The organism is Oerskovia sp. NPDC060287 (assembly GCF_042726775.1).
GTDB lineage: Bacteria > Actinomycetota > Actinomycetes > Actinomycetales > Cellulomonadaceae > Oerskovia > Oerskovia merdavium.
The window spans coordinates 1-12,079 of record NZ_JBHXBO010000127.1 but is presented as its reverse complement, the minus strand read 5'-3'; the positions used below and the strand labels follow the sequence as shown (position 1 = coordinate 12,079).

Here is a 12,079-nt window from a genome sequence, read left to right as displayed (position 1 = left end):
GGTCAGCATCGCGACCTGGACCTCGGGCGAGCCGGTGTCGCCCTCGCTCGTGGCGTACTCGGTCATGATGCGCTGCTTGGTGGCAGTGTCGAGGGGCACGGCTCTCCTTGTAGTGTTCGTTGCGCGGCGCCTCAGGGCTAGATCCCTGGGCTCTTCGGCAGGCTGACCAGCCTCCGCGGCCGTTCTGACGGCGCCCATAGTCTAGCAGGGTTGGCTCGGAGACGGTCCCGGGCTCAGTCGCGCAGCAGGCCCTGCCGTCGCGCCTCGGCCACGGCGGCCGTGCGCGAGTCGACGCCCAGCTTCTCGTACACGTGCACCAGGTGCGACTTGACGGTCGCCTTCGACAGGAAGAGCTCGCGCGCGACCTCGTCGTTGGACAGTCCCTGGGCCACGAGCCCGAGCACCTCGAGCTCGCGCAGAGAGAGCGAGACCCCGGGGGCCCGCATGCGCCCGAGGAGGCGCCGCTGGACGCTGGGCCCGAGCGCGACCTGCCCGGCCGCGGCCGCGCGGATCGCGGCGGTCAGCTCGTCGGTCGGGGCGTCCTTGAGCAGGTACCCCGTGGCACCGGCCTCGATCGCGGCGAGGATCTCCTGGTCGGAGTCGTAGGTCGTGAGGATCAGCACGGGCGGCCCGCCCAGGCGGACGACCTCGCGCGCGGCCTGCGCACCGCCCATGCGCCCGTCGCCGAAGCGCAGGTCGAGCAGCACGACGTCGGCCTCGAGCCCCGCTCTCACGCGGCGCACGAGCTCCTCGGCCGTGGCGAGCTCGTCGACGACCTCCATGTCTCCCTCGGCGTCGACGACGGCCCGCAGGCCCGCGCGGACCACGGGATGGTCGTCGGTCAGCACGACGCGGACGGTCATCAGTCCTCCTGGGGGTCGAGCGGCAGGTGGACCGCGAGCGCGGTCCCCTCGCCGGGCGAGGACTCGAGCGAGAAGGTCCCGCCGAGCTCGGCGACGCGCGAGCGCATCGCCGTCAGGCCGAAGCCCGAGCGGGGCGCGGGGGTCTCGTCGGCGGCGCCGGGTTCCCCGTCGGTCTGCCCGACGACGGAGCGCATCTCCCGTGACAGGCCCGGCACCGCACCGGCCCGACCGGCGACCACCTGCCGCGGGTCGAACCCTCGGCCGTCGTCGACCACGTCGAGCGCCACGGCGTCACCGAGGAAGCTGAGGGTGACCGCGGCCCGCGACGCCCCCGCGTGCTGCACGACGTTCGCGAGCGCCGACTGGGCGATGCGCAGCAGCGCGGTCTCGACGGGCACGGGCAGCGGACGAGCCTGCCCCGAGGCCTCGACCGTGACGGTCAGCCCTCCCCCGGCGGCGAGCGCCGTGCGGTCGGCGACCCGTTCGAGCGCGCCCACGAGGGTCGCGGACTCGAGGTCGGCCGGTGCCAGGTCGCGCACGAAGCGTCTCGCCTCGGCCAGGTTCTGCTGCGCGGCGAGCCGCGACTGGGTGACGTAGCCGCGGGCGGCGCGTGCCGCCGTCGGGCCGGGGGCTCCCGGGGCGAACGCCCCCGGCGCCACGACCTCCTCGAGCGAGGCGTCCGCGGCGCGCAGCAGCAGCTCGATCGACGAGAAGCCCTGCGCGAGCGTGTCGTGGATCTCGCGCGCGAGGCGTTCGCGCTCGGTCGCGACCGCGGCCTCACGCTCGGAGGCCGCGAGGTCCGCGCGCGTGCGGACCAGGTCGTCGATGAGCTCCTGGCGCCCCTGCGACTCGCGCACGATCGTCTCGAAGCCGAGCACGACGGCGATCGCGACGAGGCCGCCGAACGTCGGGCCGAGGATCGAGCCCACGAGCTGCTGCCCCCCCAGGATCGCGCCGCCGATCGCGCACACCGTGGTCGCGGCAACGGCCAGGATCCCGCGGCGCGGACCGAGCACGTGCATCTCGAGGAACATCAGGGGGAACGCGATCCACAGCGCGACCGGGGTCAGGAGCAGCAGGAGCGCCCACCCCACGATCAGCGCGGCGACCCAGGCGCCCGTGGGCCACCAGGCGCCGCGCGGGGCGTCGACCGCGGTGTCCCGCACGTTGATCCGCGAGCGCCCCACGCCGTAGACGGCCAGGAGCGCCAGGCCGCACGCGAGCGCGCCCCACGCCCCGGCGTCCAGCCCCCCGGCGCTCAGGGCCTCGGCCCAGCGCGAGCCGACCGCGAGCCCCACGAGGGCCACGAGGAGCACGTCGAGCGCGACCTGGAGCCCGAGGGCTGCGGAGATCACGGCGCGAGGCTTCACATCGCCACCCTAGCCACGCGGCGGGCGCGACGTGCCGCGAGCGATCCATCGAAAGGTTGATCCTCGGCCCCACCCTGCGGCCACCAGAGACCGTCCACGGGCCCGATCCGCGCGGGGCGCTCCGGCGGGAGGCTGGACGCAGATCGATTCCACGCCAACCACCGGAGGCTCTTGATGTTCGTCGCGCTGCGCGACCTGCGCTTCGCCCGGGGACGCTTCGTCCTCATGTCCACCGTCATCGTCCTCATCACGTTCCTCGTCGGGTTCCTCGCGTCGCTGACCGCGGGCCTGGCCCGCGCGAGCACGTCGGGCATCACCGACCTCCCGGTCGACCAGCTCGCGTTCACCGTGACCGGCGACGCCAAGCCCTCGTTCACCGAGTCCCAGGTCGACGCCACGCAGTGGGACGCGTTCGCCGCGGTCGACGGCGTCGACGCGGCCGAGCCCCTGGGCATCGCCACGACGCGCGCGTCGGTCACCGCGGGTGCGGACGGCGAGGCCGGGACCACCGCAGCCGTCACCGCGTTCGGCTCGCGCGCAGGCTCGGGCCTCGTGCCCGACGGCGCCGAGGCCGCCCCCGGCACCGTGCTGCTCTCGAGCGGCGCGGCCGACGACCTGGGCGCCCAGGAGGGCGACGAGGTCGCCCTGGGCTCGCTGACCCTGACCGTCGCCGGTGTGCTCGACACCCAGGCCGACTTCTCGCACACGCCCGTCGTCTGGATGGACCTGTCCGACTGGCAGGCCGTCGGCGCCCGCGGCGGCGGAGCGTCGGGCGACGAGGTCGCCACCGTCGTCGCGATCACCGGGGACCCGAGCGACTCCGCGCTCGCCGCCGCGGCGGACGAGACCGGCACCGCGACCCTCTCGCCCATGGGTGCACGCGCCGCGGTCAGCTCGTTCTCGGCCGAGAACATGTCGCTCACCATGATGCAGGGCTTCCTGCTCGCGATCTCGGCCCTCGTCGTGGGCGCGTTCTTCACGGTCTGGACCATCAACCGGGCCGGCGACGTCGCGGTGCTCAAGGCGCTCGGCGCCTCGACCTCCTACCTGCTGCGCGACGCGATCGGCCAGGCGCTCGTCCTGCTCGTGCTCGGCGTCGGCGTCGGGACCGCGCTCGCCGCCGGGGCCGGAGCCCTCGCGGCCCAGGTCATGCCCGTCGTCGTCTCCCCCGCCACGACGCTCCTGCCCGCGCTCATCCTCGTGGTGCTCGGGACCGTCGGCGCCGTCGCGGCGATCATCCGGATCACGCGCATCGACCCGCACGCGGCGCTCGCGGCCCGCTGAGGCGCTCCCCGCTCCTGGCCGCTGCGTCGCGCCCACCGGTCGCGGCCCACGCCCCCATCGCTCTCGCTCCTGAAAGGCACACCATGGACCTCACCCTCGACCACATCACCCTCGTCTACCCCGACGGCGAGTCGACCGTCACCGCGGTCGACGACGTCTCCCTGACCGTCCCCGCCGGGACCACGACCGCGGTGCTCGGCCCGTCGGGCTCGGGCAAGTCCTCGCTCCTCGCGGTCGCGGCGACCCTCACGACCCCGACCGCGGGCCAGGTGCGCATCGGCGACGACGTCGTCAACGCCCCCGCCGACGGCGGTCCGTCGGCAGGTTCGGCCGTGTCCGCGGACGCGGCGCGGCTGCGGCGCGACCGGATCGGGATCGTGTTCCAGCAGCCGCAGCTCATCGCGTCGCTCACGGCGCTCGAGAACCTCGAGCTCATGAGCCACCTGCGCGGCGAGCGGCCCTCGACGCACCGCGACCGGGCGCTCGAGCTGCTCGACGCCGTCGGGCTCCGCGACGTCGCCGCCAAGCGGCCCGGCCAGCTCTCGGGCGGTCAGCGTCAGCGCGTCGCCATCGCGCGCGCCCTCATGAACCACCCCGAGGTGCTGCTGGTCGACGAGCCCACGTCGGCGCTCGACCACGCGCGCGGCGTCCAGATCATCGAGCTCGTCACGCGCCTGACCCGCGAGACCGGCGCAGCGACGATCGTCGTGACCCACGACGAGGCGACCCTCGACACGGTCGACGCACGCGTGCACCTGGCGGACGGGCGGCTCGTGGGAGCGGGAGAGGCCGCGGTCGTGCGCGCCTGAGGAGGGCAGCGTCCCGTGCGCGCTCCTACCGCCCGAAGGGGCGCCTCAGGAAGTGCTCTGCCGCGCGAGCAACGCCGTCCGACCGAGCTCGCGCCCCCACTCGCGGGCCCGCTCGACCTCACCCGGGCACAGCGGCCCCTCCATGCCCTCGACGTAGAACGAGTGCGGTGAGTCGGCGGGTGAGAGCCCGCGGCGGCGGACCACCCGGTCGGCGGCGCGGGCGGCGCTGCCCGGGAGGTGCTTGACGGTCTTGACGCGGGTGTCGAACGTCGCGCCGAACCGCCCCGAGGCGTCGTCGGCGAGCGCGTCGAGCCACTCGCGGATGCCTCGTTCGACGACCGGGCTGCCCGGCCGTCGACCCGCCGCCTCCTCGCGCGAGGCGAGCCGCGACATGCCGAACGCGTGGGTGGGGCCACCGATGACGATCAGGTCGGCCCCGAGGACGTCGTCGCCCGGCGGCGTCGAGGAGACCTCGACCGTCCGCACGTCCACCTGCTCGGCCAGCCCCTCGGCCACCACCCGTGCGATCTCGGCGGTGTTCCCGAACATCGACTCGTAGATCACGACTGCTTCCATGGCTCGCTCCTGTCGTCAGCACCAGGCTGCTCGCGGAGCACCACCACCGCCAGGACCTTTGGTCCGGGCTGCACGGGTCCTTGGACCCGGTTCGGCCCGGTCAGCCCAGCAGCGGCTTGGCCCCCGTGGCCCGCACGTGCGACGCCACGGCAAGCGCGATCCAGACCGTGATCCCCTGGAACACGATGAGCGCCGGCGTGGGCGTACCCACGAGGAGGCAGATGCCGAGCGGGATCGCGCTCAGCACGGCGGCGTCGGGCCCCTGGGCGATCATCGAGGTCGCGCCGGTCGGCAGCGCACCCGCGGGGGTCGCCATGAGCGGGCCGGACCAGTTCGGCGGCTTGCGGTAGGCGCCGCGGACCGCGGCTGCCCCCATGCCGACCGCGCCCACGGCCACGAGCGCGAACCAGAGCGGCTCCCCCGTGGTCAGCACGAGCGGCACCGTCCCGACCACGAGGGCCACGAGCGCCGTGAGGGAGGGAGCGACGGCGCGCGCCAGCCGGGCGTCGCGCGCGGACAGGGGCACCATCGCGTCGAGCGCGGGCACCATCTCGGCCGTGCGCGCGCCCTCGGCGCCGAGCTGCGCGGCGCGGAAGCCCGCGACGACCAGCAGGACGAACAGCCCGAACCCGCCGGTGAACGCGGGCACCTGCTGGGCGACGATCACCAGGGCAGTGAGGCCGACGAGCTGAGCGAGCGCCGACGGGCTGCGGCGCAGGAGCGTGAGGTCGGCCGCGACGAGAGCCGACACCGGCCCCCGGACGAGCCCGAATCGCGTGGGCCTGCGGACCTTGCCACCGCGCGTCGAGCCCGCCCGGCTCAGGGCGCGCCCCAGCTCGCGGGTGTCGAGCGAGAGGATCGCCCCGCCCGCCTGGTCGGCCACCGCGCTCTGCGCACGCAGCACCTGAGCCCCGAGCACCTCGAGCCGGCGCCACCACACGACCACGAGGGCGAGCGCACCCACCCCGATCGCGCCGATCACCCAGGCGGGGACCCTGAGCTCGCGCAGGTCGGACCAACCGGCTGCGACGAGCACGACGCCCGCGACCGGGACCGCCGCGAGCACCACGTCGCTCACGCGAGCTACCCTGGCCGCGACGGGCGTCCGGGGCTGGATCAGCCCCGCGAGGCCCACGAGCAGCAGACCTGCCGCGGCGCCCAGGGCCGCGCTGCGCCCCGCTGTGCCCGGGTCGGCGCCCGAGGCCAGCGCGACGACCGCGAACCCGCCCGCTCCCACGACGAGCGCCACCGCGACGCCGCGCCAGTACGACGGGGTGAGCAGGCCACGCCGGTCGACGGGCATGGGCACCCACCACCGCACGCCCGCGCTGCCCGTCCCGAGCGGTCCGAGCCGCACGGCCATGCCCGTCATGAGCGCCAGGAGCGCGACCGAGCCGAGCGCCTGGATCGTGGCGGCCGTCAGGACCGCGTCACGGCCCCCTGCGGGCTCGACGAAGATCGTCTCGCGGAGCACGTTCGCCGCGCCGATCACGAAGCCGATCGAGATGGCGATCGACACCACGACGTAGGCGATGTCCCCGAAGAGCTGCCCGGGGCCCGCGTCGGCCCGCGAGGCCGTGACGCGTGCGGTCAGGCGCCGGATCTCCCGACCGGAGAACTCCTCGTCCGGGTCCGCGACGAGCAGCGGCAACGGAGCGCGCTCGATCTCGGGTTCCGGCGCCACCGGCCCGGGCGCCGCTGGGCCACCCGGGGCGGCGGCCGCGGCCGCCGCGGCCGCCACGTCGTGGGGTCCCTTCGTCGGGCCGTGCGGGCGCTTCTTGCCCCTGCCCTGCGCCGCGTTCATCGCCCGCTCCTCAACGGACCCGGGCGAGCGCGTCGAGCGCGGCCTGGTGCCCCAGGCGCAGGCACTCGTCGTCGCCGACCAGGAGCCCGCGCGCACCGGTGCGTTCGACCAGCTCAGGGTCGTGCGTCGCGAACACGACCGCGGCCCCGCGCCCGGCCTCCTCGACCAGGATCCGGGCCAGGTCGGCCCGCATGCCCGGGTCGAGGCGCTGCTCGGGCTCGTCGAGCACGAGGACCTCGCGGGGGCGGGCGAACCCGGCCGCGAGCAGGAGGCGCCGCCGCTGCCCCGAGGACAGCTCGGTCGGCATGGCCCCGGACTGCGCCGCGAGGCCGAACCGGTCGAGGAGCTGGTCCACGACCTCCCCCGCACCCGCCACGCCATGACCGCGCGCGGTCAGCACCAGGTGCTCGCGCGCCGTGAGCCCCGGGAAGTAGGCGTCGTCGTCGAGGATGCCGACGACCTTGGCGCGGAAGTCGCGCTCGCGCTCGTCCACGTCCCGCCCGAACGCCAGGACCTTGCCGGACAGGGGCGCGAGCACCCCCAGGAGCGCACGCAGGAGCGTCGACTTGCCGCTGCCGTTGGGCCCGATGATCGCCCACAGCTCGCCCGGCCGGACGGCCAGGTCGACGGGCGCGCACACGGGTGCCTCGGCGTACCCGACGCGCAGGGCACGGGTCTCGAGCACGGGCTGCTTCTTGACCGACACGGCTACTCCCCCGCCCCGGTCGTGGACGCGCCGACGCCGCCCGGTCCACCTGGCCCGCTCGGCTCGGGGGAGGTCCGCGCAGGCGTCCTCGCGCCCGAGGCGAGGATCACGCGGGCTCGCGCGACGTCGTCGTGCATGGTCTCCACGAGCGCGTCGATCCCGTCGAAGCGCAGCGTGGGGCGCAGGTGCTCGACGAACTCCAGGACGACCTCCTCGTCGTACAGGTCGAGGTCGGTGCGGTCCAGGACGTAGGCCTCGACGCGGCGCTCGACGCCGTCGAACGTGGGGTTGGTGCCGATCGAGATGGCCGCGGGCAGCACGCCGTCACAGTTCCCCGGGTCCGCCGCGAGGAGCTGGGGACGACGCAGCCAACCCGCGTAGACGCCGTCGGCCGGGACCATGCCGCTGATCGCGCCCAGGTTGGCCGTGGGGAACCCGAGCTCGCGCCCGCGCGCGTCGCCGTGGATCACCACGCCGCGCAGGCGGTGGTGACGTCCGAGCAGCGCCGCGGCCTCGCGGACCTTGCCGTCCGTGAGCAGGCCGCGGATCTCGGTCGAGGACCAGCGCCCGCTGGGCGCCGCGTCCGCTGCCGTCGAGGCGGCGTCGCCGGAGGCGCTCGCGGGCCCGGGCTCCCCTCCGACGGTCCCGACGTCGTCGATCGCGCGCACCTCGAAGCCGTGCGTCCGGCCGAGCTCGATCATCGTCGCGAGGTTGCCCGCGTTGTCGCGCCCGAACCGTACGTCGTGCCCGACGACGACCGTGCGCGCGCCCAGGCCGTCGACCAGGTAGGTCCGCACGAACTCCTCAGGGCTCTGCCGTGCGAAGTCGAGCGTGTACTCGACGAGCAGCACGGCGTCGAGCCCCGTGGCCTCCAGGAGCTCCAGGCGGTCGGCGATCCCGGTCAGGAGCTCAGGTGCCTGCTCGGGTCGGTGGACCATCGCGGGGTGCGGGTGGAACGTCACGGCCACGGCCTGGGAGCCGGACTCCCGGGCGAGGGACACGATGCGGCCGAGCACCTCGGCATGGCCGCGGTGGACGCCGTCGAAGTTGCCGATCGTCACGACCGACGGTCCGAATCCCGGCGGAACCTGGTCCAGGTCCGTCCACAGGTGCACGCGTACTCCTCGAGATGTGTGTGAGGCGGGCCTGCTCAGGAAGCCCGACGACGGCGCGCACCCACGGCGCGCCTGGTCAAGATTGCCACGTCTCGCCCGGGTGTTCCCCATCGAACCGGCGAACGGTCACCCGTCGGACGTGCCCGGGCTCACGCCGGGGCGAACACGATCACAGGCTTGGCCTTGTGCTTGCCCTCGCGCACCACGTTCTCGAGCAGCGCGACGAGAGACCCGTCGTCGCCGATCGCGGCCGTCGTGGTGTCCTGGGGCGACGGGTCGACCCACTTGCCGTAGGACAGCGCGTTGCGCTCCTCGGGCGTCAGGTCGCGCACCGGGAACGTGGCGCGGGCGGCGTCGGCGAGCGGAACGGTCACGAGCACGCCGTCGCGCTCGACCTGAGCCTCGAGCTCGGAGAGCGTCGAGGCCCCGTCGATCGCGTAGCCGCCCACGCGCGTGCGGCGCAGGGCCGTGAGATGTCCCCCGACGCCGAGGTCCGCACCCAGGTCGCGGGCGAGGGCACGGATGTACGTTCCCGACGAGCACACGACCGTGACGTCCACGTCGAGCGCAGGAAGGTCGCCCGGCTCCGCGGCCGCGACCGGCCGGACCTCGTGGACGTCGAAGCGCGAGATCGTCACGGGCCGCGCCTTGAGCTCGACCTGTTCGCCCGAGCGGACGAGCGCGTACGCGCGCTGCCCGTCGACCTTGATCGCGGACACCGAGCTCGGTACCTGCTCGATGGGTCCGGTCAGCAGCGCGACCCCCGCGTCGATCGCCTCGCGCGTCACGGCCGAGGCGTCCGCGCGCGAGGTGGTCTCGCCCTCGGCGTCGTCCGTGGTCGTGGCCGCGCCCAGCCGGATGGTCGCGGTGTACTCCTTGTCCGCGCCCACCACGTAGGTCAGCAGCTTGGTGGCGCGCCCGATCCCCAGGACCAGGACGCCCGTGGCCATGGGGTCGAGCGTGCCCGCGTGCCCCACCTTGCGCGTCCCGGCGAGACGACGCAGGCGCGCCACCACGTCGTGGCTCGTGAGCCCCTGGGGCTTGTCGACGATCACGAGACCGTCGGGGGCGGTGGGGCGGCGCTCGCGCACCGGCTTCTGGTCGTGCGTCATCGGGAGGGGTCCTCGGTGCTCGGGAACGGGGTGGTGGGGAGGCGGGGGCTCAGCGCCCGGAGGCGGCGGGGCGGGACTCGGCGGGGTCGGGGTCTCCGGCGTGGGGTCCGCCCGGCTCTCCCGACCCTCGCTCGCCGGTCCGCCGGGCAGCCGGGTCGACCGCGGGGAGCGCGTCGCCGAACGCGCACCGCACGAGCTCGCCCAGACGCGGGTCCGCGCCGAAGTGCTCGGGGGCGCCGATCGCGAGCAGCGTGTTGAGCAGCATGCCCTGGGCGAGGAAGTCTCGCGCCTGGTCGAGCGTGCCGCCCGTGCGGTCCACGTAGACCTCGAAGACCTCGACGAAGAACTCGCGTGACCGCGCCCCGAACACGGGGTCCGCGCCGGCCGCGAAGCCGTGCATCATGACGAGCAGGAGGTTGCGGTCGGCGAGCAGCCGGACGTAGGTCGCGGCGAGCTCGTCCCCGGCCGCGGGCCCCGCGGGCACCGCGGAGAACGCGGCCACGATGCGGCGGCCGATCCGGTCGAAGACCTCGGCGAACAGCTCGTGCTTGGTGCCGAACATCCGCACGACGTAGGGCTGGGACACGCCCGCGGCCCGGGCGACCTGGTCGGTGCTCGTCCCGGCGTAGCCGCCCGCGGCGAAGACCGCCGTCGCGGCGTCGAGGATCTGCTCGCGGCGCTCGTCGCGTGACATCCGCCGCGTCGAGGCCTCGGGCTCGGCGACCTGGGCCCGTGCGGAACTCGGTGCGCTCTCCATGTTGACAAGGTTATCAGTTGATTACTAGCGTCGGAATCCTAGTAATCATCCGATGCTTACCTTTTCGAGGAGTCCTCATGTCCACGACCGCCGCCCCCGACCGACCGCCCACGCTCGCGACCGACGACGCCCTCCCCGCGGACCTCACCACCGCGATCGACGACGCACGCACCCCCGGTGCGCGGCGCCGTCGGCCTCTCGCGCTGGTCCTGGTCGCAGCCTCGCTGCCCATGTTCATGGCCACGCTCGACAACCTCGTGGTCACCGGCGCCCTGCCCGTGATCGCCCGCGCGCTGCGGCCGAGCGTCGAACAGCTCCAGTGGTTCGTCAACGCCTACACGCTCGCTTTCGCGACGCTCATGCTCGTGGCCGCCTCGCTCGGAGACCGGTTCGGCCGCCGCCGGGTGTTCGTCGTCGGGATCGCCGTGTTCACGCTCGCGTCGGTCGCGTGCGCGCTCGCCGACACCCCGTCCGCGCTCATCGCGGCCCGCGCCGTGCAGGGCGCAGGGGCCGCCGCGATCATGCCGCTGTCCCTCGCGCTCATCGCCGATGCTGTCCCCCGCGCCCGCCGGTCGCTCGCGATCGGGATCTGGGGCGGCGTCTCCGGTCTGGGCGTCGCGCTCGGGCCGCTCGTGGGCGGCGCGGTCGTCGAGGGCATGCGCTGGGAGGCCATCTTCTGGATCAACGTGCCCGTCGCTCTCGTCGCGGTCCCGCTCGTGCTCGTCGCGCTGCGCGAGTCGTTCGGCCGCCGCGGTCCGATCGACCTCGTGGGCCTCGCGCTCGCAGGGACCGGTGTCTTCGCAGGGGTCTGGGGCATCATCCGGGGCAACGAGGACGGGTGGACGTCAGCGGTCGTGCTCTCGCTCCTCGCCGGCTCGGTCCTGCTGCTCGCGGCCTTCGTCGCGTGGGAGCAGCGAGTGGCCCGCCGGGGCGGCTCGCCGCTGGTCCCCCTGCGCCTGTTCCGTTCGCGCAGCTTCGCGGTCGCGAACGTGTCCGGCTTCGCGTTCTCGCTCGGCATGTTCGGCGCCGTGTTCCTGCTCATCCAGTACTTCCAGATCGCCGAGGGCCTCTCCCCGCTCGAGGCAGGGATCCGCACGCTCCCGTGGACCGCGGCCCCCATGCTCGTCGCCCCCGTCGCAGGCATGCTCGCGCCGCGCCTCGGGATCCGGACTCTCCTCGTGACCGGGCTGACCCTCCAGACGCTCGCGCTCGCCTGGCTCGCGGTCGTCTCGTCGGGCGCGACGTACGCGCAGCTCGTCCCGGCGTTCGTGCTCGCGGGGATCGGCATGGGTCTGACGTTCGCACCGAGCGCGACGGCCGTCCTGGTCGACATGGACGAGTCCGACAACGCGACCGCGAGCTCGACCAACTCGACGCTCCGCGAGGTGGGTGTCGCGCTGGGCGTCGCGGTCCTCGTCGCGGTCTTCCAGGCCGCGGGCGGAGCGCTCACGCCCGACCTCTTCACGGCCGGGCTGCCGGCCGCGCTGTGGGTGGGTGCCGCGAGCGTGGGGGTGGGCGCGGTCGCCGCGACCTTCCTGCCGCGCCGCTCCGCCCGCCCGACGGCGTAGGTCGCCCGCCGGGGGCGGGTCCGGTGGGATGCGGGGACGGCTGGACGCCCTTCGCAGGCGCCGGCAACGCCCAGCCGGAGGCCGGACAGCGGAACGGCCGGTCCCCTGCGGGGAC

General features: G+C 74.7%; 12 protein-coding genes. 3 read left to right on the top strand and 9 right to left on the bottom strand.

Annotated elements, in window-relative coordinates; translation table 11 throughout:
* From ACFWFR_RS12230 to ACFWFR_RS12220, 3 genes are all read right to left on the bottom strand, one after another.
* On the bottom strand, positions 1-99 hold a 99-nt coding region (locus ACFWFR_RS12230; RefSeq protein ID WP_377623144.1), incomplete at its 3' end, for a 30S ribosomal protein S15.
* Positions 100-233: 134 nt separating this feature from the next.
* Positions 234-863 carry a LuxR C-terminal-related transcriptional regulator gene (locus tag ACFWFR_RS12225; protein ID WP_191803899.1) on the bottom strand — a complete coding sequence of 210 codons (630 nt, stop codon included), beginning with the start codon at positions 861-863 and terminating at the stop codon, positions 234-236.
* Positions 863-2,233: a sensor histidine kinase gene (locus ACFWFR_RS12220; protein WP_377623143.1), complete on the bottom strand. Its 1,371-nt coding sequence runs from the start codon at positions 2,231-2,233 to the stop codon at positions 863-865. The genes ACFWFR_RS12225 and ACFWFR_RS12220 overlap by 1 nt, the downstream gene beginning before the upstream one ends.
* A 174-nt stretch (positions 2,234-2,407) precedes the next feature.
* On the opposite strand from ACFWFR_RS12220, the gene ACFWFR_RS12215 reads away from it, so the two are divergent.
* Both ACFWFR_RS12215 and ACFWFR_RS12210 read left to right on the top strand, forming a co-directional pair.
* Positions 2,408-3,517 (top strand): ABC transporter permease, encoded by a 1,110-nt coding sequence (locus ACFWFR_RS12215; RefSeq protein ID WP_377623142.1) that lies wholly within the window; start codon positions 2,408-2,410, stop codon positions 3,515-3,517.
* Positions 3,518-3,600: 83 nt separating this feature from the next.
* The gene (locus tag ACFWFR_RS12210) at positions 3,601-4,326 is read left to right on the top strand and encodes an ABC transporter ATP-binding protein (protein WP_377623141.1); all 726 of its coding nucleotides are present in this window, start codon (positions 3,601-3,603) and stop codon (positions 4,324-4,326) included.
* A gap of 45 nt (positions 4,327-4,371) precedes the next feature.
* On the opposite strand, the gene ACFWFR_RS12205 is transcribed toward ACFWFR_RS12210, so the two are convergent.
* The 6 genes from ACFWFR_RS12205 to ACFWFR_RS12180 form a co-directional block, all read right to left on the bottom strand.
* A complete protein-coding gene (locus tag ACFWFR_RS12205) occupies positions 4,372-4,902 on the bottom strand; it encodes a flavodoxin family protein (RefSeq protein WP_377623140.1) in 531 nt (176 codons plus the stop codon).
* A 100-nt stretch (positions 4,903-5,002) separates the two neighbouring features.
* On the bottom strand, positions 5,003-6,706 hold the full coding sequence (locus ACFWFR_RS12200; RefSeq protein WP_377623139.1) for a DUF6297 family protein: 1,704 nt from the start codon (positions 6,704-6,706) through the stop codon (positions 5,003-5,005).
* A gap of 10 nt (positions 6,707-6,716) precedes the next feature.
* Entirely contained in the window at positions 6,717-7,412 is a 696-nt protein-coding gene (locus ACFWFR_RS12195) for an ABC transporter ATP-binding protein (RefSeq protein WP_068627434.1), read from the bottom strand.
* Between the two features lie 2 nt (positions 7,413-7,414).
* A complete protein-coding gene (locus ACFWFR_RS12190; protein ID WP_377623138.1) occupies positions 7,415-8,527 on the bottom strand; it encodes a bifunctional riboflavin kinase/FAD synthetase in 1,113 nt (370 codons plus the stop codon).
* Between the two features lie 149 nt (positions 8,528-8,676).
* Complete coding sequence (gene truB / locus ACFWFR_RS12185) at positions 8,677-9,639, bottom strand: tRNA pseudouridine(55) synthase TruB (protein ID WP_191803883.1); 963 nt, start codon at positions 9,637-9,639, stop codon at positions 8,677-8,679.
* A 49-nt stretch (positions 9,640-9,688) separates the two neighbouring features.
* Complete coding sequence (locus ACFWFR_RS12180; protein WP_225220357.1) at positions 9,689-10,396, bottom strand: TetR/AcrR family transcriptional regulator; 708 nt, start codon at positions 10,394-10,396, stop codon at positions 9,689-9,691.
* Positions 10,397-10,473: 77 nt separating this feature from the next.
* Here ACFWFR_RS12180 and ACFWFR_RS12175 point away from each other — a divergent pair, with 77 nt between their 5' ends.
* On the top strand, positions 10,474-11,964 hold the full coding sequence (locus ACFWFR_RS12175) for an MFS transporter (protein ID WP_377623137.1): 1,491 nt from the start codon (positions 10,474-10,476) through the stop codon (positions 11,962-11,964).
* Positions 11,965-12,079: the final 115 nt, after the last annotated feature.